Origin of the sequence: Candidatus Kurthia intestinigallinarum (assembly GCF_003991225.1) — a bacterium.
GTDB lineage: Bacteria > Bacillota > Bacilli > Bacillales_A > Planococcaceae > Kurthia > Kurthia populi.
Window position 1 is genome coordinate 42,241 of record NZ_JTFC01000017.1, and the last position, 20,442, is coordinate 62,682.

Consider the following 20,442-nt stretch of genomic DNA (forward strand, 5'->3'; position numbering starts at 1 on the left):
TACGCAATTGCGTTATCGTTTATCAATTTTTGTTGTAAAGAAATCACCAATAAATTGGATAATAAATACGACAATTAAGATTAAAATAGTCGCTATAAACGTTACATCTGTACGAGCTCGTTGGAAGCCATCCACAAAGGCTAAATCACCTAGACCACCTGCTCCGATAATCCCCGCCATCGCTGTGTACCCTACAAGTGCTACCGCCGTTACCGTAATACCTGAAATTAATGCTGGTAACGCTTCTGGAATTAAGACCTTGAAAATGATTGTTGAGGTTTTAGCCCCCATTGAGCGTGCTGCTTCGATTACGCCCTTATCAATTTCACGTAAAGCGATTAATACCATACGTGCGTAGAATGGCGCGGCACCGATAATTAATGCTGGCAATGCGGCATTGGCTCCTAAAATCGAGTCGAATAAAAACGTTGTAAATGGAATTAACAAAATAACTAAAATGATAAATGGAATCGAGCGGAAGACGTTCACAAACGCACCCGTAATCCAATTCGCTAGTTTATTTGCCCATAGCTGATAGGGACTTGTTAAAAATAACACAATTCCTAACGCTAATCCCAAAATGAATGTAATGATTGTTGAAACAGCTGTCATATATAAAGTCTGCAGTGTGGCTTCCCAAATTCGGTCCCATTCTACATTCGGAAATAAATTAGTCAACATCACTAATCACCTCCGATTTGATACCCTTATTTTCTAAATATTGAATCGCAGCTGCGACATCCGCATCTGAACCAGTCAACTGGACGATTAACGTGCCGTACGGACCACTCTTCGTCGGTGAGATATTACCGTGGACGATATTGACGTCTACCGCAAACTTGCGAATAATTTCTGTAATGACAGGCTGCTCTGTTTGATCGCCTACAAAGAATAATTTAATTAACTGTCCTTCGCGGTAATCCTCTAGCATTTGTGCAACCGATTCTTTTTGTCCCGTTGACGTTGCTTGCGTCACGAAACGTTTTGTAATCGGTGCTTGTGGGTTTTGGAATACTTCAAGAACATTCCCTTGCTCAACGACCTTCCCCTTCTCCATGACCGCCACACGATGACAAATCTTACGAATAACATGCATCTCATGCGTAATCAGCACAATTGTTAAGCCTAATTTTTCATTGATGCTCACAAGTAAGTCTAAAATCGCATCCGTTGTTTCCGGGTCAAGTGCAGAGGTTGCTTCATCACAAAGTAGTACAGTTGGATTGTTAGCAAGCGCGCGGGCGATGCCGACACGCTGCTTTTGACCACCTGATAACTGCGATGGATACGCATCATCGCGACCCTCTAGGCCAACAAGTGCAATCAATTCTTTTACACGCTTTTGACGCACATCCTTTTTCACTCCCGCAATCTCAAGTGGGAATGCGATGTTCTCCGCTACCGTACGTGACCATAATAAATTGAAATGTTGGAACACCATGCTGATGTGATGACGCGCATTGCGTAGTGCATTGCCGCGTGCCTTTGAAATATTGACATCATTGACAAGAACGTCACCTGATGTCGGCTTTTCTAAGCCATTAAGTAAACGAATCATCGTACTTTTTCCGGCGCCACTGTATCCGATAATGCCGAAGATTTCTCGATCCTGAATTGTTAAACTCACATTATCGACAGCCGTTAGAGAACCATTCGCTGTTTTGTATTGTTTTGAAACATTATCTAACTGAATCACTGTCATTCCACCTTGTTCTAAAACTTTTGAACTCTCTGATTATTCAAATTCCAACAATTATACTATGCTTTGTCGTCGTCCAATTTAAACTGCTAAAAAAATAAAACCCTTCTGTTTTTTAGAGCAACAGAAGGGTTTAACGTATCGTGTCAAACCGTTCTCTCATCTCCCAAAGTAATGACTTTGCGTGAATTGGCACCATATCACATACTGCGACGGTTGCCGGGCTTCATAGGGCACTTCCCTCCACCTCTCTAAATAAGAGTAACGACATAAGTTTTTATTTTATTGTTGGTTTCTACTTTAACACTCTGATATTTTTACGTCAATGACTTATTTAAAATTTTTTCATACAAATTTGGTACGGATTGAAATGCGTATACTTTATCGCGCACTTGCCCATTCTCTGAAATTAGTAGACATGGCACACTTTCAATCTCATAATCGTATGCAATTTGTTCCATATAATTTAGATTTGCCTTCCCCATTGGGATTTGTGGCAATACCTGCTCTGTGACGTCCATCATTTTAGACGCTACTGCACATGTGCCGCACATTGGCGTATATAAATAAAAAGCCGTGACGTCATGTTTTGTACGTTCTTGCTCCCATTCTTCGCGAGACCATTCTTTCATTACATGTCATTCCTTATCGTATTAAATAGGCGGGATTCACTTGAAAATCAGCTGCTGCTAGCACGAAAGCTAAATAATTTTGCGGTGTATGCTCGACTTGCTTATACGTTCGTCGCGTGTATAAATGCTCGGCATGAGGAAAATAATGCTGCACGAGCTTTCGCGCTTTCTCACCGGACTCATCCGCATCAAAAAACACATATAAGTCACTGTCCTCATACGGTGCAAGTAGCTCCTCTAGTCGGTCCTCACTTATCGTACCATTCGTACAAATAATTTCGACCACTTCATTTAGTATGGGCAAAATGCGTAGCTTATCTTGCTTTCCTTCAACGATTAACACCTTGTCTGTCACCATTTCTGCCACCTCCACAAGCTTCCCCGTCTTCTACTTTAGTTATACCACAGCGCATGCACTCTACACAAAAAAGAACTACCCCAGTTGAGGTAGCTCTTTGTGATGCTAAATATTATTCAGCGATTGCTTCTTGATATTGTTCTGCAGTTAATAAACTTTCAACGTCTGCTTCATTTGCAGGTTCAACAACGACCATCCAAGCTTGCTCGTATGGCGATTCGTTTACTAGCTCTGGAGAGTCTTCTAAGTTTTCGTTTACTTCTAGAATTTTACCAGCGATTGGTAAGTATAATTCAGAAACTGTTTTTACAGATTCTACACTACCGAATGATTCGCCAGCACCGATTTCGTCGCCTACTGCTGGTAGTTCAACGAATACGATATCGCCAAGTTCTGATTGTGCAAATTCAGTAATACCGATTACTGCTTTACCATCTTCTAATTTAACCCATTCGTGATCTTCTGTGTAACGTAAATTTGTTGGAACGCTCATTGTTTATTCCCTCCGTTTATGTAATTTCATCTTTATTGTGTCACGTTTTCCGCGTGTTGACAAGGGTAATTCCGAACTTTCTAAAGGTCATACATCTTGTTACAACAGCATTTCAAGCGATTTTTGGACGTCCATAATGGACACTATTTGTACGCTTCGACAAATTCCTGCTCTTTAAAGCCTAAAGTTACTTTTTTACCGTCCGTAGTGAGAGGACGCTTGATTAACATACCATCTGACGCTAAAAGTGCTAATTGTTCGTCTTCTGACATATCTGCAAGCTTATCTTTCAATCCTAACTCACGATATTTCATGCCAGATGTATTGAAAAATTTCTTCAATGGAAGCCCACTTAGTTCATAAAACTTGCGTAACTCATCCTTCGTCGGTGTGTCTGTCGTAATGTCATATGCCGTAAAGTCGATGCCTTCATCTTTCAACCATTTTGACGCCTTTTTACATGTCGTACATTTTGGATAATGGTAAAACTGAATCGCCATTTTGTATGCGTACCCCCTTCTCGTTTCCTCTATTGTATAGACATTTGAAAGCCTTTGCAAATACGAAAAGAAAAAGGATAGACGCACCCACTGCATCTACCCTTCTCTTTATTTACATGGCCTACAGTAATATGGGAGTATTGTGTAGTTGTCTTTCGGGTAAGGCCTCTTACTTCCATACCCGAGTCACTTACACGATGAATTTTTCAGCTGCAATTAATGCTTCTGCCGCTTGGCGTTTTAAGCGAATCGTTTTCTTCGGTGCATAACGACCAAATTTACGAAGTGCTGATAGCATCATACGTTGGTTGTCACCTGATGATGAGTTCACTAGCGTATCACGCGCTTCTGCTAAGATTGTTTCAAAGGCATCTTGGCTGAAGATTTCTGTATACAATAGCTTTTGAGCCGCTTTGTCTGCACCATCGCGGTCAATCGCTTTTTGCGTACGTAATACCGCTGATTCCATCGCGAATAATTGGTTCGCGATATTGGCGATATTCACAAGAATTTCTTGCTCATCTTCTAGCTTGTTACCATATTTAAGCGCTGCTGTCCCTGCCGCAAGTAACGCCACTTTTTTCGCCATTTTCACTAAATATTTTTCTTGTGCTAATGGTTCGTCTGCGATTTCTTCTGGTACCATACCTAAGATTTCTTGCTGCAGTGCTTGCGCTTGCTCAAGAAGCGGTAATTCGCCCTTCATCGCTTTCTTCATAAATGTACCTGGAACGATTAAACGGTTGATTTCGTTTGTTCCTTCGAAAATACGGTTGATACGAGAATCGCGGTAAATACGCTCTACTTCGTATTCTGCCATGTAGCCGTAACCACCGTGCAGTTGCACCGCTTCATCCGCTACATAATCAAGTACTTCTGAACCAAAGACTTTGTTGATTGAGCACTCAATCGCATACTCTGCAATCGCTTCTGCAATCTTTTTACCGTCTTTTTTCTCTTCATCACTCATTTGACCCATATTGTCCTCAAAGTACCCAACTGTACGATAAATTAATGATTCAGAGGCATAGATTTGTGCCGCCATATTCGCTAATTTTTCCTTTGTTAAGTTGAATGAAGAAATTGGTGTATTGAATTGCTTACGTTCATTAACGTATTGAATCGTAATATCTAATGCGCGTTTTGACGAGCCAATTGTACCTACGCCTAATTTGTAGCGACCAATATTTAAAATATTGAACGCGATGATGTGGCCGCGACCTACTTCACCAAGTAAATTTTCTACTGGCACTTCTACGTCCTCTAAAATAAGCGTACGTGTAGAAGATGATTTGATCCCCATTTTCTTCTCTTCCGCACCAGTTGATACGCCTGCAAATTCACGCTCTACGATAAATGCTGTGAATTTTTCACCATCAATTTTCGCGTATACAACGAATACATCCGCAAAGCCTGAGTTTGTAATCCATTGCTTTTCACCATTTAATACATAGTGCGTACCTGCTTCATTTAAGCGCGCAGTCGTTTTCGCACCGAGTGCATCACTACCTGAGCCTGGCTCTGTTAATGCGTATGCCGCGATTAATTCACCCGTTGCAAGCTTCGGTAAATAGCGTGATTTTTGCTCATCATTACCGAATAAGACGATTGGTAAAGACCCAATTCCCACATGTGCGCCGTGTGTAATGGAGAAGCCACCAACAACAGCCATCTTCTCTGTTACAAGGGCAGATGTGATTTTATCAAGCCCTAAGCCATCGTACTCTTCTGGTACGTCTACTGCTAATAAGCCAAGCTCGCCCGCTTTTTTCAATAGGTTTACTGAATGCTCGAACTCGTGATTTTCTAAATTTGGGATCAACGGGAAGACATCGTTTTTCACGTAGTCTTCTGTCGTTTTTGCGATCATTTTATGCTCATCTGTGAAATCCTCTGGCGTAAATACGCGGTTAATGTCCACGTCTTCTGTTAAAAAGCTACCACCTTTAATAATGTTTGCTGTATGTTCTGTCATCGTAAATTCCTCCCCGATTTAAATAATTCTCCCCTGTGAAAATAAGCGACAAATACGATTTATAAAACTTCGAAGACGCCCGCAGCACCCATACCGCCGCCGATACACATCGTTACGACACCGTATTTTTTGCCTTGACGTTTCAATTCATGAATCAGCTTTAATGAAAGAATCGAGCCCGTTGCGCCAAGTGGATGACCAAGTGCAATCGCACCGCCATTTACATTGACCTTCTCGATATCAATACCAAGCTCTTTTACGACTTGGATTGATTGCGAAGCAAAGGCTTCATTGATTTCCCAAAGGTCGATATCCTCGATCTTTAAGCTCGCGATTTCAAGCGCTTTGGGAACCGCAACAATTGGCCCAATCCCCATGATTTCCGGTGGCACCCCTCCGACCGCAAATCCTAAAAATTTCGCTAATGGTGCAATGCCTTGTTCCTCTGCATATTCACGGTCCATTACAAGCACAGCCGCTGCCCCGTCAGACGTTTGTGAAGCATTCCCCGCTGTTACGCTACCCTTTACATTAAAGGCTGGACGTAGCTTCGATAATGTCTCCACTGTCGTTCCTGGACGAATCCCTTCATCCATTTTAAATTCAAAGCGTTTTTCCTGTGGCTTATTGTTGTCATCAACATAGCGCTGTACAACATCCACTGGCACGATTTGCTCATCGAAACGACCTTCTTTAATCGCACGAATCGCATTTTCATGTGAGCGTACCGCAAAGGCATCTTGCTCCTCGCGAGATATGCTATATTTCACCGCGACATTTTCCGCTGTATGCCCCATGCTTGTGTAGTACTCAGGTGCTTCCTCTGCTAATGTCACATTTGGACGTACGACATGGCCCATCATCGGCACCATTGTCATTGATTCCGTACCACCTGCGATGATGGCTTTTGAATGCCCAAGCATAATACGCTCTGCCGCATTGGCAATCGTTTGTAGCCCTGATGAGCAGAAACGATTGACCGTTTGTGCTGGCGTCGTATCTGGAAGTCCTGCTAGCGCACCGATATTACGCGCTACATTCATGCCTTGCTCCGCTTCCGGCATCGCACAGCCGATAATTAAATCATCAATATCCCCTGTGTAGTTCGCGCGCTTTAGCGTTTCCTTTACGACTAATGCCCCTAAATCATCTGGACGAACTGTTTTTAATGACCCTTTTCCTGCTTTACCGACAGGTGTTCTGGCACCTGCAACAATTACTGCTTCACGCATAAGCGAATCCCCCTTATTATATGAAAACTAATTACGTAACGGTTTACCTTTTAATAGCATGTGCTGCATACGTTGTTGTGTCGCCGCATTTTGTACGAGGCTAATGAATGCTTCACGCTCTAAATCCAATAAATACTGCTCATCTACAAGCGTGCCGTATGGAACAAGTCCACCTGCTAATACATACGCTAGCTTCTTCGCAATTTCTAAATCGTAAGTCGATGCAAAGCCTGAGTTTTTCAAGCCCTCCGCACCAAGTAGTAACGCCGCATAACCGGTCTCGCCAACTACTGGTACTTTTTCACGTGTAGGTGCTTGGTACCCTTCTGCTACAAGACCGATGACTGCTTGTTTTGCATCATATAGTAAGTGATCTGGATTCACGCTAATGCCGTCCGCAAAGTTAAGGAAGTTATTGTCGCGCGCTTCCTCTGCTGACATCGATGTTTTTGCTGTTGCAATCGTTTCAAACGTTTTGCTCACAATGTTTAATAAATCGATGTTCACGCCTTTTGGTAGGCCTTTTAATTGCTTCATATAAAGCTCCTTGTTACCGCCGCCGCCAGGAATGACCCCAACACCAACTTCGACAAGACCCATATATGTTTCCGCTGACGCTTGGATATGTGCCGCTGCTAAACAAACCTCTGCACCGCCACCAAGTGTCATATTGTACGGAGCTGCAACCACTGGCTTTTTGCTATATTTCATGCGCAGTGTGCCTTGTTGGAAAGCATTCACAACTGCATCTAATTCAAATGTATTGTCATCTTCCGCTTCCATTAGAATCATCGCTAAGTTCGCGCCAACCGAGAAGTTTTTGCTCTGATTCCCAATCACTAAACCGATAAAGTCATCTGATTGGTCTAATAAATCCAGTGCGTAGTTCAGCATTTGCATTGTATCTAAGCCCAGTGCATTTGATTTTGAAGTGAATTCTAATAGAAGAACACCATCCCCGAAATCAATAACACTTGCGCCAGCATTTTTCTTTAATACGCCGTGTTGCTTTTTGTATAGTGCAAGGTCGATGGCTTTTTCATTACGTGGCACTTTCACATAGTCCGTACCGTCGAAGTAATGCAGCTCATCATCGATTGTTGTATAGAATGAATCATAGCCCTTATCAAGTAATGCATTGACGAATGCTGGAATTGTGTAGCCTTCCTTCGTCATACGCGCCACCGATTGTGTCACACCGATTGCATCCCATACTTCAAATGGTCCCTGTGTCCAGCCGAAGCCCCACTTCATCGCTTGGTCGATACCAAGAATCGAATCCGAAATCTCACCATTTAGCTCTGCTGAGTAAAGTAATGTTGGTGCAATGATGCTCCACAGTAACTCCCCTGTGCGGTCTTCTGCGTATACAAGTGATTTCACACGATTCGCCAGACCTCGTTGCTGCTTCGCCGCGGCGATTGAAGGCGTTTCCAATGCTTTGCGTGGACCATATTCAAATGTATCTAAATCAAGCTCTAAAATATCTCTGCCTTTTTTAAGGAAGAAACCTTGTCCTGATTTAGCACCAAGCCAGCCATTTTCAACCATCTTCGCTAAATAGGCCGGTACTTCAAATACCTTTTGCTCATCGCCCGTTGTGTTGTCATACACATTGTTTGCTACGTGAATGAAGGTATCTAGTCCTACTACATCTAACGTGCGCAGTGTTGCCGATGATGGACGGCCAATTAATGGACCTGTCACCGAATCCACTTCACCTACTGAGTAGCCCTTTTCACGCATTACTTGTAGTGTAATCATGAGACCATATGTGCCGACGCGGTTACCGATAAAGTTTGGTGTGTCTTTTGCTAGCACAACCCCTTTACCAATCGCATCCTCACCAAATGCCAGCATATAATCAAGTACTGCTTGGTCTGTATATTTTGATGGAATCACTTCTAATAACTTTAAGTAGCGTGGTGGGTTAAAGAAGTGCGTTCCTAAGAAATTTTTTTGGAAATCTTCCGAGCGTCCCTCTGCCATCGCATCAATACTAATGCCTGAAGTATTAGAAGAAACGATTGTTCCAGGTGTACGAACGGATTCAATTTTGTCATATAAAGACTTTTTGATTGCTAAGTTTTCCGTTACCACTTCAATGATCCAATCAACTTTTGACAGTTCCTTTAAATCATCCTCTAAGTTCCCTGTTTTAATGTTGTTTAGGCTTCTTTTCGTTGTGAGTGGTGCAGGTTTTTGCTTTAAGAGCTTCGCCATTGCGCTATCTACAAAACGGTTACGAACAGCAGGTGACTCAAGTGTTAAGCCCGCTTTCTCTTCCTCCGCTGTTAATGAATTTGGCACAATGTCGAATAAATGCGTTTCAAAACCACAGTTTGCTAAATGCGCAGCGATACCTGAACCCATAACCCCAGAGCCGATGACCGCAACTTTTTGAATACGTCTAACCATAAAACAATTCGCCCCTTCCAATTTTGAATGAACAACCATTCATTTTTATCTAAAAAAAATATGGCCTTGCGATTTCTAAATTCATAGTAGCACGTTTTCCATTTTTTATGCAATAAAAAAACATCATTTTTGTTGAAAAAGTTTAAAATTTTCTGTTTCAATTCAATTTCCTCTTTTAATATAGTTTTTTCCTTTTCCATTTTTAAACGATTTCCAAAAAAATTAAACCAACTTACTTTCAGTAACTTATAAAACAGTGTACACTAGAATAGAAGTTATTCATTATGAGGAGGATTCAACATGCAACCAATTACGACTGTTGAACAATTTAACGAAATCATTACGACACAACCATCAGTGATCGTGAAATTTTACGCTGGCTGGTGCCCAGATTGTACACGCATGAACATGTTCATCGACCCAATCATCGAGCAATACAACCAATACACTTGGTATGAAGTAAACCGCGATGAGCTACCAGAACTAGCTGAAAAATACGAAGTAATGGGTATCCCAACACTTGCTGTATTCAAAAACGGCGAAAAAGTAGGTCACCTACACAGCGCAAACGCAAAATCTCCAGAACAAGTAACAGACTTCTTAGACGCACAAGAAGCATAATTAAAAGGAATCCCCCTTTACCGGCGGATTCCTTTTTTTATTAGTTCTTTTTTTTAGTAAATTTCGCTACAATAGAAGCAAGGTGGTGATTGGATTGGACTTACAACATGAAAACAGTCAATTAAAAGCGAAAATTGCAGAGTATGAGCTTATTTTAAGTTCGATGTCTGCACCCGTAATCGAATCATTTTTAGGAAACGTTGTACTCGTTCCACTAACAGGTATTCTCACGCTTGAGCGCATCAATAATATTGATCAGGCTATTTTTGATTATGTCGCTGAGAAGCCGTTATCTGAATGCATGGTGATTGATTTTACTGGCATCGATGTCAGTGACTTTAACTACATTGACTTGCATCTATTAACAGAGCGCTTTGAAAAGCTCAATAAAACATTAGCCATCATGGGCATTCGCGTATTGCATTCTGGTATGAATCCAGATGTTGTACGTCACTTTATTACAACGGGCTATTCACTAAAAAGCGAGTCATTCCCGTCATTCCGTACAGCGCTTCAGCAGCTCGTACGCGATGGCTATGAAAAAGCGAAATGATTAAACTCAAGGCCAAATCGCAATACGATGCTTCTGTGAACGAACGCTATCAATCGTCTGCATGTGGCCCGACAGCAGTCGAGGCAATCTTACAGCATTACCTAAAGCAGCCCGTTGCGATTAACTACTTATATAAAGCGCTCGGTACGACACCGATTGGGTTATTTACATGGCGCATGATTCGCCGACTTAAGCATTTACTCGGTCCAAACTGGCAAATTACACGTGTCACCAAACAAAAAGCCCTCGCTGCGATTGATGCAGGAGAGCCGATTGCACTGAAGTTCGATCGTTATTTCACACCCTTTTTCTTTAAAAAGGCACGCTATAACTATCACTGGACCGTCCTCGTCAACTATGCTGTCGAAGAGGGCCGCCTTCAGTTATTCGTACAAGATTTAGGCACGCGTAGCCGAGAAAGCCGCATCGAAAAGATTGACTATTTAGACAACGCACACGCCCTCACCTTCGTACACATTAAACCATTATTTAAAAATATTTAGCGCATGATTCGCGATTAGGCGATATTCATGCTGATGCATTAAATCAAGCGTATCATTCGTCCACATTGGAAGTAATAACTCATCCATGCTAGCGTCGATTGGTACCGCTGTATTAATACGTGCAAGTTGTAGCGACAATTGTAGCATGTCTACGTTGTCGCTAATTTTTTGACGTTGACCCGGTTTTAATTCCGCAAGCGCAGCTAATACGCCGTCTACCGAGCCATATGTTTGGATTAACTGTAGCGCTGTTTTTGGACCAATGCCCTTCACACCCGGGTACCCATCACTTGAATCCCCCATAAATGCTTTCACGTCTGCAAACTGCGCTGGCGAAATGCCATACTCCTCTGTAAAACGCGCCAAATTATACGGATTATATTCCGTATAACCTTTTTTCGTTAACGCAATTGTTGTATTCGGATTCACTAATTGAAGTAAGTCTTTATCGCCACTAACAACGGTAATCTGCGCATCATTTTTCCATTTTTCGACGATGGAGCCGATTAAATCATCCGCTTCCTGTCCCTTCACACCGAAGTTTTTCCAACCAATCAGCTCTGACACGTCACGCGCCATATCAAATTGTGGCAGCATCTCCTCTGGGGGTGCCGTACGATTCGCTTTATAACCGTCAAATAAATCGTTACGGAATGTGTGTGAGCCCATGTCCCAGCACACCGCCATATGTGTCGGACGGACGATATTTTGCGCGCTTAATACATGACGCGCAAAGCCCTGTACACCGTTCGTTGGTGTGCCGTCCTGTCGCGGGAAAAACTGACGCATTGGTGCCGTCGCATAAAACGAACGGAATAGTAGCGCCATACCGTCAATTAATAAAATATGTGGTTGCATTTCTTTCATTCTCCTTTAAAAAAAGCCAAGGAAGCAAATCCCCGGCTCTCTCATTAAATCACTCGAGCTACTTGAATCGTTGCTTGTAGCTCTAATTGTACATTACCACGAAGCGCTTTGCTAATCATGCAAGTCTCCTCTGCCTTCTCGGCAAAACGTTTCGCACGTTGTTGGTCGCGCTCCGACGCATTTGGCATTAACTCAATCGTCGGCTTATGAATAATCTTCTTATACGTGAAGACCCCATTTGTTACATCAACATAGCCCTCTGACTGAAGCGTTTGCGTATTCGTCTCAATACCTGCGCGCTCTAGTAATGCAGCAAGCGTAATCATATAGCACGTCGCCGCAGCTCCTAACAGCATTTCATCTGGATTCGTCCCGATACTCGGTCCGTCCATATCCTTTGGAATCGATACCTGCGTCTGTAAATTCCCCGCCGTAATATCTCCGACCGCATTTCGACCACCTGGCCAGCGTGCTTGTAATGTAAATAAATGTTCCATTGTCATCGCTCCCTAATTCGAAAATGGATAGTACTGCTCTAGATACGGATCAAATGCATAGCGATACACATTATCCTTTTTCTCAAGCGCAATCAAATACACTTCTTGTCCTTCGTACGTATCGATTTTATTGCTGTACTCACGGTCCTTCACAATTTTACCACCTTCTGTACGCGCAATTAAGTCCTGTGCGTCCTCGACATTCACCTTTGGAATATCGCGCTCAAATAAGAATGGTGCCGCGACTAATGCGGCGTATGCAATGCCGATTAACCAGTGCTTCTTACGAATATTTTGTTTCTCAATTAATGCGTAATATGCGATAAAAAAGGCCACTAACCCAATCATGACGTAGTTTGGCATGTCCCCTAAGCTGTTGATGCCGTTATAGGGCTTTCCACGAAAATAAAAATAAATAACTTCGATAAACGCTAGCACAACAAGCCCTAGGAGTAGCTTTTCTCGCTTTCCTAAATTTATATCTCTTTTCAAAAAATTCACCTCTAATACCTATTTACATAAAAATCTATTCTATCATATTCTTTTCTTCAGACTTACATCATGTATTACGAAAGAAATCATCAAAAGGTTTCATGACGAAAAAAAGAGCCGCGAAAAGCGACTCCTCATCGGTCATCTATAATGCCTCAAGCATCTCTTTTAATTCCGTAATTTGTTCCTTCGTTAATGAAATTAACTCCGTTGTTACGTCATTTAATTCGCCAGCTTGTAGCTCCTTTAATGTTGCCTCTGCATCTTCAAGCATTAGCTCGATGTCTTCACGTTTTAAAATCGCCATGGTGTCGCTCCTTTAAAGGTAATGTACATAGTGTACCATATTTAACAGCGCACATGCTTTCGTTTAAAGCCAATACGCCCTTTTTCTACTTCTTTTTCAATCGCACTAAGCGGCTCTAAAAATGTACTTTTCTTGCCGTCTTTTTTTAGCTCGACCGACCCGACCTCTTTTGCGACCGCTAGTGCCTTTTCATGAAGCGGCTTATACGAAATGCCAACCGTCTTAATGAAGTTATTCATCGCAGACCTCGCCTGATTCGGTGCCTCGTGAATCGTTTCCTTCGCCAAATCTAATAGCACAGAAATCTTTGCCGCATCAAATGTCTCGTCCTTACGATTACCGAGCATCCAGCAATAGCAGCTCCAGCCCGCAGACATACGCAGCGCATCCTCACTATGAATCCAGCGATCCGCCACCTCTTCTGCAATATCTGCCTCAGCCAGCGTTACCGCTACGACATAGTCCGCCAGCATATTAAAATACGCGCCGTCCATCCAGCGCTCATAATCGGCAGCTGTCATATTATTTGGCTCTGCAATCATGCCCGCAAAATACATCGCATCGTAATTTTTCGTATCATATAACTCGTCTGCAAGTGTTTGATTGAGCCCGGTCTTTTTTAAAATCGGCTTCATCTTGCCCGTTGCGGTACCAAAAAGCGGCTCACGTGCACCACTTGCTAGATAGGATTTTTTCGTACGCTCCGTCCCTAATGCTTCTAACTCTGCTAATACGTCTACTGCATTCATGTCAGCACATCCTTCTTTAGTCGATACATTCATTATGAAGGCTATGAAAAAATGACGCAACAAACACTCAGAAATCACCCATCACCTCAGAAGGCGTCTTTTACATACGACATATCTTTAAATATGTGTCAGCTGCATGTGAATAGGGCTAGAAAAAAGCTAATCATCTGATGTCACCATGAATTTTCGCAAATAACTACAAAAGTCGTGGCGATAGTTATCAAAGCTTTTCCTATTCATTCGCCAAAATCAGCACAAAAACACCCCGTAGACACCCGAAATCGACCCATTTTGATGCATTTCGGGGGCCCCTGAATGCTTATTTCAATTGAAAACGTCAAAAAATTCCGGCTGGCTGTCGTTTTTTAAATAAATGACAGCAAGCTGCGTTGATCACGCCATAAACGCGTCAAAATCACCCCTCGGGGAAGCCGAAACGACCCTTTTTAGGCAATTTCCGGCGAAAATCATCCTTTTTCACAGCTCATTTTTAATAAGTATTTACGCTATGACGCGTAAATAAATTTTTTCCTTGACCGATGATGCACGATAATTAGGAAATCTTCTTTTTTTCATATGTAAATAGCCGTGCTTTGGCACTTATTTATAATTATGTTGTAGCCAAAACACGCTCCTTGGGCTTTTCGTTAAATGCTAATCAATCATTTCATATGAAAAATTTCCTTGGCGCCATCGTTTTGAAATTTAAAACTGTGCAACTACTCGCTAGAAATGATACTATTTAGGATGTGAAAAATTTTATCGAGTACTATAGATACAAGGAGAATACGTAATGAATAATCAAGATAACTTTTGGCAAGAACTACCGAAGCCATTTTTTATATTAGCACCAATGGAAGATGTAACGGACGTTGTGTTCCGTCACGTTGTAAGTGAAGCCGGACGTCCTGATGTCTTCTTCACTGAATTTACGAATACAGAGAGCTTCTGCCACCCTGAAGGTATTTACAGCGTGCGCGGTCGCCTAACATTTACGGAGGACGAGCAACCCCTTGTGGCACACATTTGGGGCAACAAACCCGAAATGTTTAAAGAAATGGCAATCGGCATGAAAGAAATGGGCTTCCGTGGCGTCGATATTAATATGGGCTGCCCTGTTGCGAACGTGGCTTCACGCGGTAAAGGCTCTGGCCTAATCAACCATCCAGAAACAGCAGCTGAAATCATTCAAGCCGCAAAAGAAGGCGGACTACCAATCAGCGTCAAAACACGCCTAGGCTACACTGACGTGAATGAATGGCGCGAATGGTTAACACATATTTTAAAACAAGATATCGCAAACCTAACCATCCACCTACGCACACGTAAAGAAATGAGTAAAGTCGATGCCCACTGGGAATTGATTCCTGAAATCAAACAACTACGTGATGAAATCGCACCAAACACATTACTAACAATTAACGGCGACATTCCAAACCGCCAAGTCGGCCAAGAACTAGCGGATAAATACGGCATCGACGGCGTTATGATCGGCCGCGGTATCTTCACAAACCCATTCGCCTTCTCAGAAGACCCACGCGAACGCAGCGTTGAAGAATACCTAAACCTACTATTATTACAATTAGAGCTATACGAAAAATATGCAGACGAAACAAAACGCCCATACAACCACCTACACCGCTTCTTTAAAATCTATGTACGTGGCTTCGGCGGCGCAGCAGAATTACGCAATGCCCTCATGAACACAAAATCTGTGGAAGAATCACGCGGTATGGTCAATGACGTACTGGCGAAGTTGAAAGCAGAAGAAGTGAAATAGAGAAATAGAGCTTCCTTTTCTAGGAAGCTTTTTCTTTTGCACCATAAAAATCTTTTTACTCATTATATTTCCTTTTTTAACCATTAGTTATATACTACTAGATAGAAAGGAGGAATTTTTATGTTAGCTGAGATTCATGGGAAGATTAGTCGACAAGGACGTAATTTAAGTGACCGCCTAGAAGATAATTTAACTGGTAATGTCTTCGGTGCACTCCGCTATTTGCCATTTAGTAAAGGATTGGGGCATATTTTAAAACAGACGCTGCAATCAAATACTGCATTCCTTGAAAATTTAGACGATGATTGGGCTTCATATATTCAATTTTGGCCCTATCATGCTGAAGGAGAAATCGATATTTTAATTCACTTCCCTACATGTATCATTGGCATTGAAGTGAAGCTATTTAGTAGTTTGAGCTCAGAGGACCAATCGACTGATGCTGAAATTAGTCGTAATCAATTATCTCGTGAAGCACGAATTCTACATTCTTTAGCACCTGAAAAAGAAAAATTCTTGATTTTCCTTGCACCTGACTCCTTATGTAAAAACGTAGATGCACCTATTTTATCTACTGTAGTATTTGAAAAAATAAGTTGGGAGGTATTCCTTCAAACAATACAAGCAATACATACTGAAGATCCCTATACGAAAACACTTCTGACAGATATTACGCAACTTTTAAAACGGAAAGGATTTGAACGTTTCCAAACCATGCAGTTAGACTCACCTATCATTCAGGCAGAAGATTATTTCACATTTCAAAATCCAAGCGTAAATTTTCACATTCAAACAACACCTATCGAAAAGGAGAATTTTTATGACTTCAACAAATATTTATAACGCTTTTTATGTCGTTAAAAAAACATATGACAACATCCATAAATTAATGGAATACTGCGGAGCAAACGGACAAACAGAAAGCCATTATGTACAAGCTGTTCCTAAATTTTTACGCTATAAATCAGATAACGATGTACAAGGTTGGTTTATTAAAAACTTTATTATGCTATTCCAAGATGTACAAGACCCAGAACTTGAAAATGGTTGGCGTAACGGCTCTATTTATGTACTAGAAATCGAATTATATGATGAAGAATGCACAAATTTACCACTAGTCCATCTTTCAAAATATGATTATGAGAATATCGAGAATTGGACAACAGGCTGTAGCCCCACAAATCATTGGCGCTTTGCAGATCCCCGCCACAACCATGATGCCCTACATATAAAAGAACAAGATACCTATTTGTACGCTACCGCGAAAAACATGGAAACATGCGACCAAAATTACTGGGGACTGCGCACCATTAAAAGTACCCATTTTTCATTGCTAGACCTCGCAAGTACGAATGCCGTCGAGAAAGTATTTGGTGGATTTGAAAAACTAGATAAAGCTGAAGTTTTATAAAAAAAACCTGTAGGAGATGAACGGCACACCATTATTAGACACGTTTTATAATGGAAGATGCCGTTTTTATATGGCGAAATTGACGGAGAATAAAAAATTAAAAACAGCTCTTTTTAAATTAAAAAACGAGATAACGTATTACGAAACGAAATTAAAACGGAGTCCGGCGCAATACCGAAATCCGTTTACCTAAGCTGCCTAAATGAAATATAACTTTTAGAGGGTCCTTCAGTTGGACGCTCTTTTTTTGTTACCACTCAATACTCAAATTATCATAGTCACCATATTCTAATTCATCTAGAGAAACCTCGTGATATTCTGCAGCCTTATTCATATCTCGTTCGAATTTTTCATAATCCGTCGTATGCTGTGTTACACGCTTCGCAAAAATACTTAACTTTTTGATACGTTCCTCTTTCGTTGAACTACCCCCACTTAGCCGTTCTTTGAATGTGCTTGAAGTGGGGGATTCCTACGAACAGTGCTTGCTTGTTCCAACAGCTCGAACAGCGGCTTCACTTCTTGAGTAGGCGAGCCCCGTAGTTCCTACGGTTGTTGGGTTAAAAGCGTGAGTCCTTCAGCTAAAATATTCCGACTTGCGTTAAGGTCTCGGTCGAGTACTGTGCCGCAAGATGGGCAAACCCACTCGCGAATATCGAGGGACTTCTTGCCGTCTCGATGCCCACACACATGACAAAGCTGGCTCGATGGATAGAAGCGTGAAACTTTTACGATTTTTCGGCCATACCACTTCGCCTTATACATCAGTTTTTGCACAAAAGAAGTCCAAGAAACGTCACTAATCGCTTTCGCTAGTTTATGATTTTTCAACATGCCTTTAGTGTGTAAGTCTTCTAGGCAGATGATGTCGTACTGGCGAATGAGTTCCGTTGATAACTTATTCAAAAAGTCTTCCCGCTGAAACGCGACACGTTCACGCAAACGCGCAACTTTCATGCGTTGCTTTTGGTAGTTCATGCAGTCACGTAAAACGCGGTTCTCTTTTTTTGCTTGTTCGTAGCGACGTGATAATTTCCGTTGTTCACGCTTGAGTTGCTGCTCCATCTTCACCGTAAAGCGTTGGTTATCCACTTTACGTCCATCAGAAAATATGGCGAAATCAGTGATACCTAAATCAATCCCTACAGATTGATTGGTTTTCGGTAACGGATGAACATCCGGCACTTCGCATGCAATCGATACGTAAAAATGGCCACTCGCATTGTATTTAATGGTTGCGCGCATCATCCGACCTTCCACTCCACAAGTTTGTTTGAACTTCACAAGCCCAAGCTTCGGCAGTTTGATTCGTTTGCCGACAATCGCGATATTGTTATTTGTATTTTTGGTGGTGTAGCTTTGTACGGGATTTTTCTTGCTTTTGAAACGAGGGTAGTTGTTTTGCTTCTTAAAAAATCGATTGAAGGCATCGATTAAACATTCATAAGAGGCTTGTAATGCCACACTGTCTACGTTTCTTAGCCAAGCTGTTTCATCTTGTTTCTTCATCTTCGTGAGGACTTTAGACATCAAGCGACGATTTAAGCTTTTGCCTTCTTCTTTGTAGGAAGTGTTCCAAAGTGCAAGAAAATGGTTGTAGACAAAACGACAATGACCATGTGTTTGATGGATGCGTGCTTGCTGCTCCTTATTTGGATATAATCTAAATTTGTAGGCTTTATTTTGTGACATGACATTCACCTCTTCCGCTCGTTCGTTTTTAATCGTTTCGATGGAAGTACCACCAGTAGAAATACGACAGGCGTTTTTAGAGCAAAACAGTTCTAGTCTTTCCATACCCTTTTTTGATCAGTAACAGACCCTATTAACGAGCATTTTAATGAGCATCTTTTAAAACGTGCTATTCGTCAAAAGCACAGCCTGCATCGCCCACCTACTCACTTCGCTCCTTGAGGTGGGCGTCTTCTGCTACAGACATGATAAAAACTTCATTTGTTCAGCATCAAGACCATGTTCTTGAAATTCTGCACTACGATGCCCCATACGCGCATGACGCAAATCATAGCACAAACTTAGTACATGCATTCGTGAATCATATAGCCCTGAAATACTCGCATCCTCTTCGGTCCTAACTATCCTATGTAACGCATCATACAATCGTTCAAAATCATCACTATCCCCAGTCATTCTAACCCCCTACCATTTGTGGCGTATGCCTAAGTTTTATCATCTATATTCCCCTTTTTAAATCTCACTCATTTTTACTTTACCCAATTATAATAAAAATGAGAATAAATTTAACTAAAGTTTTAATCTATTAAATTGTAGAGCTGTATATTTTTGTTATTGTGGTTCGAGGATAGGTCCACCGTTTAATTGTTGAAGAGCTGAAATCATTTTTTCTGGATGTGTTAATTGAAATGCAAAAAAGAAAAGTTCATAAGAATGGAATGTATTTCACATCTATTAACTAATAACATCTTATTTCACTTAAAACAATTATCACAATGTAACTTTTAACCAAAAAATCCTATTTTTTAACTTCTATTAATTATTTCAGGAATCTTTAAAATATCAAACCCATACACTAAAACCATTATTCCTCACTAAAATAAGTAAATATATGGTAAAATAAAATCCGGTTTAAATATCTAAAGACCCGGAGGTTACTATGGAAGAAAAAAACGAAAAAATAATTTTCAAAAACGATAGACTTAAAACAAGTGCCGAGGCTGCAAAAACTCTTTCTGAGCTAGCAAAAGAAGCACTAAAGTTTGGAAAGAGTAGTGAAAATATAACTAAAGCCGATCAACAATCCACCTCAGAATACAATACTGCACTCTCAGATACATTAAATGCAATTAATAAAGAAATTAGTGAATGTACTAATCTTGAAGAAAAAGACCGCCTTTACAAACAAAGAGAAGATGTCATGAATAGAATGAGAGAAGAAAAAGAAAATCAACGACAAAATAATAATATAAGAGAAGAGAAAGATAGAAGTCAAGCAAAGGGTTTATTTGCTATCGTCGCATCAGTCGCATTAGGTGCTGGAACAATTGCAACTAAATTATTATTGGACAACAAAAAAATTAATTAAGATGGTGAAAAACATTTTAATAAAATACAAAGAGCTGAAAACTCAACTCTTTTGTCATAATCGCTGTTAAAATCCTCGATAATACCGTTTAAAAATTCCCCACTAATAACGGATAATCTATATTAGACAATATAGATTGGAAGTGTGGAGATGACGGTAGTATTGGAGGATATTTTTATGATTAAAGAACTGAAACAGAAAGGATGGACCTTAACGGCCATCGCAGAAGAAACAGGTTATGATAGAAAAACGATTCGAAAATATTTAAATCAAGAAAAGTTACCACAAGCTACA

At 41.1% G+C, this 20,442-nt stretch carries 24 protein-coding genes, 1 pseudogene and 1 riboswitch; of the genes and pseudogenes, 8 read left to right on the forward strand and 17 right to left on the reverse strand.

Annotated features, from left to right (window positions below):
* Positions 1–12 precede the first annotated feature (12 nt).
* The 9 genes from QI30_RS05055 to QI30_RS05095 form a co-directional block, all read right to left on the reverse strand.
* A complete protein-coding gene (locus QI30_RS05055; RefSeq protein WP_126989852.1) occupies positions 13–681 on the reverse strand; it encodes a methionine ABC transporter permease in 669 nt (222 codons plus the stop codon).
* Complete coding sequence (locus QI30_RS05060; RefSeq protein ID WP_126989853.1) at positions 671–1,696, reverse strand: methionine ABC transporter ATP-binding protein; 1,026 nt, start codon at positions 1,694–1,696, stop codon at positions 671–673. Before QI30_RS05060 ends, QI30_RS05055 begins: the two co-directional genes overlap by 11 nt.
* Before the next feature lie 159 nt (positions 1,697–1,855).
* A riboswitch (SAM riboswitch) is annotated at positions 1,856–1,961 on the reverse strand.
* Between the two features lie 55 nt (positions 1,962–2,016).
* On the reverse strand, positions 2,017–2,331 hold the full coding sequence (locus tag QI30_RS05065) for a thioredoxin family protein (protein ID WP_126989854.1): 315 nt from the start codon (positions 2,329–2,331) through the stop codon (positions 2,017–2,019).
* 13 nt (positions 2,332–2,344) lie between these two features.
* Entirely contained in the window at positions 2,345–2,689 is a 345-nt protein-coding gene (locus tag QI30_RS05070; protein ID WP_126989855.1) for a toprim domain-containing protein, read from the reverse strand.
* A gap of 112 nt (positions 2,690–2,801) precedes the next feature.
* Positions 2,802–3,182: a glycine cleavage system protein GcvH gene (gene gcvH, locus QI30_RS05075; protein ID WP_126989856.1), complete on the reverse strand. Its 381-nt coding sequence runs from the start codon at positions 3,180–3,182 to the stop codon at positions 2,802–2,804.
* Between the two features lie 143 nt (positions 3,183–3,325).
* A complete protein-coding gene (locus tag QI30_RS05080; protein WP_126989857.1) occupies positions 3,326–3,682 on the reverse strand; it encodes an arsenate reductase family protein in 357 nt (118 codons plus the stop codon).
* Between the two features lie 190 nt (positions 3,683–3,872).
* Positions 3,873–5,657: an acyl-CoA dehydrogenase family protein gene (locus QI30_RS05085; RefSeq protein ID WP_126989858.1), complete on the reverse strand. Its 1,785-nt coding sequence runs from the start codon at positions 5,655–5,657 to the stop codon at positions 3,873–3,875.
* Between the two features lie 59 nt (positions 5,658–5,716).
* The gene (locus tag QI30_RS05090) at positions 5,717–6,889 is read right to left on the reverse strand and encodes an acetyl-CoA C-acetyltransferase (RefSeq protein ID WP_126989859.1); all 1,173 of its coding nucleotides are present in this window, start codon (positions 6,887–6,889) and stop codon (positions 5,717–5,719) included.
* A gap of 27 nt (positions 6,890–6,916) precedes the next feature.
* Positions 6,917–9,307 (reverse strand): 3-hydroxyacyl-CoA dehydrogenase/enoyl-CoA hydratase family protein, encoded by a 2,391-nt coding sequence (locus tag QI30_RS05095; RefSeq protein WP_126989860.1) that lies wholly within the window; start codon positions 9,305–9,307, stop codon positions 6,917–6,919.
* 300 nt (positions 9,308–9,607) lie between these two features.
* Between QI30_RS05095 and QI30_RS05100 the strand changes: the two genes are divergently transcribed.
* The 3 genes from QI30_RS05100 (at position 9,608) to QI30_RS05110 (ending at position 10,984) form a co-directional block, all read left to right on the forward strand.
* Complete coding sequence (locus tag QI30_RS05100) at positions 9,608–9,928, forward strand: thioredoxin family protein (RefSeq protein ID WP_126989861.1); 321 nt, start codon at positions 9,608–9,610, stop codon at positions 9,926–9,928.
* 94 nt (positions 9,929–10,022) lie between these two features.
* Complete coding sequence (locus tag QI30_RS05105) at positions 10,023–10,481, forward strand: hypothetical protein (protein ID WP_126989862.1); 459 nt, start codon at positions 10,023–10,025, stop codon at positions 10,479–10,481.
* Positions 10,478–10,984, forward strand: coding sequence for a C39 family peptidase (locus QI30_RS05110; protein ID WP_126989863.1), 507 nt, complete (start codon positions 10,478–10,480; stop codon positions 10,982–10,984). Before QI30_RS05105 ends, QI30_RS05110 begins: the two co-directional genes overlap by 4 nt.
* Here QI30_RS05110 and QI30_RS05115 read toward each other — a convergent pair.
* The 5 genes from QI30_RS05115 to QI30_RS05130 form a co-directional block, all read right to left on the reverse strand.
* Entirely contained in the window at positions 10,967–11,851 is an 885-nt protein-coding gene (locus QI30_RS05115) for a 5'-3' exonuclease (protein WP_126989864.1), read from the reverse strand. The genes QI30_RS05110 and QI30_RS05115 overlap by 18 nt on opposite strands.
* Positions 11,852–11,895: 44 nt before the next feature.
* Positions 11,896–12,348: an OsmC family protein gene (locus QI30_RS05120; RefSeq protein WP_370323585.1), complete on the reverse strand. Its 453-nt coding sequence runs from the start codon at positions 12,346–12,348 to the stop codon at positions 11,896–11,898.
* A gap of 12 nt (positions 12,349–12,360) precedes the next feature.
* On the reverse strand, positions 12,361–12,840 hold the full coding sequence (locus QI30_RS05125) for a hypothetical protein (protein WP_233600521.1): 480 nt from the start codon (positions 12,838–12,840) through the stop codon (positions 12,361–12,363).
* Between the two features lie 145 nt (positions 12,841–12,985).
* A complete protein-coding gene (locus tag QI30_RS20345) occupies positions 12,986–13,147 on the reverse strand; it encodes a hypothetical protein (RefSeq protein WP_158620971.1) in 162 nt (53 codons plus the stop codon).
* Between the two features lie 41 nt (positions 13,148–13,188).
* Positions 13,189–13,896, reverse strand: a complete 708-nt coding sequence (locus QI30_RS05130; RefSeq protein WP_126989867.1) for a DNA alkylation repair protein — start codon at positions 13,894–13,896, stop codon at positions 13,189–13,191.
* Positions 13,897–14,689: 793 nt separating this feature from the next.
* On the opposite strand from QI30_RS05130, the gene QI30_RS05135 reads away from it, so the two are divergent.
* From QI30_RS05135 to QI30_RS05145, 3 genes are all read left to right on the forward strand, one after another.
* A complete protein-coding gene (locus QI30_RS05135; RefSeq protein ID WP_126989868.1) occupies positions 14,690–15,676 on the forward strand; it encodes a tRNA dihydrouridine synthase in 987 nt (328 codons plus the stop codon).
* A 120-nt stretch (positions 15,677–15,796) separates the two neighbouring features.
* Complete coding sequence (locus QI30_RS20805) at positions 15,797–16,519, forward strand: hypothetical protein (protein ID WP_199754640.1); 723 nt, start codon at positions 15,797–15,799, stop codon at positions 16,517–16,519.
* Positions 16,497–17,087: a hypothetical protein gene (locus QI30_RS05145; RefSeq protein WP_126989869.1), complete on the forward strand. Its 591-nt coding sequence runs from the start codon at positions 16,497–16,499 to the stop codon at positions 17,085–17,087. Before QI30_RS20805 ends, QI30_RS05145 begins: the two co-directional genes overlap by 23 nt.
* A gap of 250 nt (positions 17,088–17,337) precedes the next feature.
* Here the strand turns inward: QI30_RS05145 and QI30_RS21335 are convergent.
* The 3 genes and pseudogenes from QI30_RS21335 to QI30_RS05155 form a co-directional block, all read right to left on the reverse strand.
* A pseudogene (locus tag QI30_RS21335) lies at positions 17,338–17,496 on the reverse strand (DUF6904 family protein); the annotation flags it as partial.
* A 137-nt stretch (positions 17,497–17,633) separates the two neighbouring features.
* Entirely contained in the window at positions 17,634–18,779 is a 1,146-nt protein-coding gene (gene tnpB / locus QI30_RS05150) for an IS200/IS605 family element RNA-guided endonuclease TnpB (protein WP_126989870.1), read from the reverse strand.
* A 237-nt stretch (positions 18,780–19,016) separates the two neighbouring features.
* Positions 19,017–19,235 carry a DUF6904 family protein gene (locus QI30_RS05155; RefSeq protein ID WP_126989871.1) on the reverse strand — a complete coding sequence of 73 codons (219 nt, stop codon included), beginning with the start codon at positions 19,233–19,235 and terminating at the stop codon, positions 19,017–19,019.
* A gap of 484 nt (positions 19,236–19,719) precedes the next feature.
* Here QI30_RS05155 and QI30_RS05160 point away from each other — a divergent pair, with 484 nt between their 5' ends.
* Complete coding sequence (locus QI30_RS05160; protein ID WP_126989872.1) at positions 19,720–20,148, forward strand: hypothetical protein; 429 nt, start codon at positions 19,720–19,722, stop codon at positions 20,146–20,148.
* A gap of 150 nt (positions 20,149–20,298) precedes the next feature.
* On the forward strand, positions 20,299–20,442 hold a 144-nt coding region (locus tag QI30_RS05165; RefSeq protein ID WP_233600522.1), incomplete at its 3' end, for a helix-turn-helix domain-containing protein.

Bases quoted from the DNA above. Each gene is read 5' to 3' on its own strand.
- QI30_RS05055 (WP_126989852.1), bottom strand. From the start codon at position 681: ATGTTGACTAATTTATTTCCGAATGTAGAATGGGACCGAATTTGGGAA.
- QI30_RS05080 (WP_126989857.1), bottom strand. From the start codon at position 3,682: ATGGCGATTCAGTTTTACCATTATCCAAAATGTACGACATGTAAAAAG.
- QI30_RS05115 (WP_126989864.1), bottom strand. From the start codon at position 11,851: ATGAAAGAAATGCAACCACATATTTTATTAATTGACGGTATGGCGCTA.
- QI30_RS05065 (WP_126989854.1), bottom strand. From the start codon at position 2,331: ATGAAAGAATGGTCTCGCGAAGAATGGGAGCAAGAACGTACAAAACAT.
- QI30_RS20805 (WP_199754640.1), top strand. From the start codon at position 15,797: ATGTTAGCTGAGATTCATGGGAAGATTAGTCGACAAGGACGTAATTTA.
- QI30_RS05100 (WP_126989861.1), top strand. From the start codon at position 9,608: ATGCAACCAATTACGACTGTTGAACAATTTAACGAAATCATTACGACA.
- QI30_RS05095 (WP_126989860.1), bottom strand. From the start codon at position 9,307: ATGGTTAGACGTATTCAAAAAGTTGCGGTCATCGGCTCTGGGGTTATG.
- QI30_RS05090 (WP_126989859.1), bottom strand. From the start codon at position 6,889: ATGCGTGAAGCAGTAATTGTTGCAGGTGCCAGAACACCTGTCGGTAAA.
- QI30_RS05120 (WP_370323585.1), bottom strand. From the start codon at position 12,348: ATGGAACATTTATTTACATTACAAGCACGCTGGCCAGGTGGTCGAAAT.
- QI30_RS05110 (WP_126989863.1), top strand. From the start codon at position 10,478: ATGATTAAACTCAAGGCCAAATCGCAATACGATGCTTCTGTGAACGAA.
- QI30_RS05070 (WP_126989855.1), bottom strand. From the start codon at position 2,689: ATGGTGACAGACAAGGTGTTAATCGTTGAAGGAAAGCAAGATAAGCTA.
- tnpB (WP_126989870.1), bottom strand. From the start codon at position 18,779: ATGTCACAAAATAAAGCCTACAAATTTAGATTATATCCAAATAAGGAG.
- QI30_RS05085 (WP_126989858.1), bottom strand. From the start codon at position 5,657: ATGACAGAACATACAGCAAACATTATTAAAGGTGGTAGCTTTTTAACA.
- gcvH (WP_126989856.1), bottom strand. From the start codon at position 3,182: ATGAGCGTTCCAACAAATTTACGTTACACAGAAGATCACGAATGGGTT.
- QI30_RS05145 (WP_126989869.1), top strand. From the start codon at position 16,497: ATGACTTCAACAAATATTTATAACGCTTTTTATGTCGTTAAAAAAACA.
- QI30_RS05130 (WP_126989867.1), bottom strand. From the start codon at position 13,896: ATGAATGCAGTAGACGTATTAGCAGAGTTAGAAGCATTAGGGACGGAG.
- QI30_RS05160 (WP_126989872.1), top strand. From the start codon at position 19,720: ATGGAAGAAAAAAACGAAAAAATAATTTTCAAAAACGATAGACTTAAA.
- QI30_RS05135 (WP_126989868.1), top strand. From the start codon at position 14,690: ATGAATAATCAAGATAACTTTTGGCAAGAACTACCGAAGCCATTTTTT.
- QI30_RS05155 (WP_126989871.1), bottom strand. From the start codon at position 19,235: ATGACTGGGGATAGTGATGATTTTGAACGATTGTATGATGCGTTACAT.
- QI30_RS20345 (WP_158620971.1), bottom strand. From the start codon at position 13,147: ATGGCGATTTTAAAACGTGAAGACATCGAGCTAATGCTTGAAGATGCA.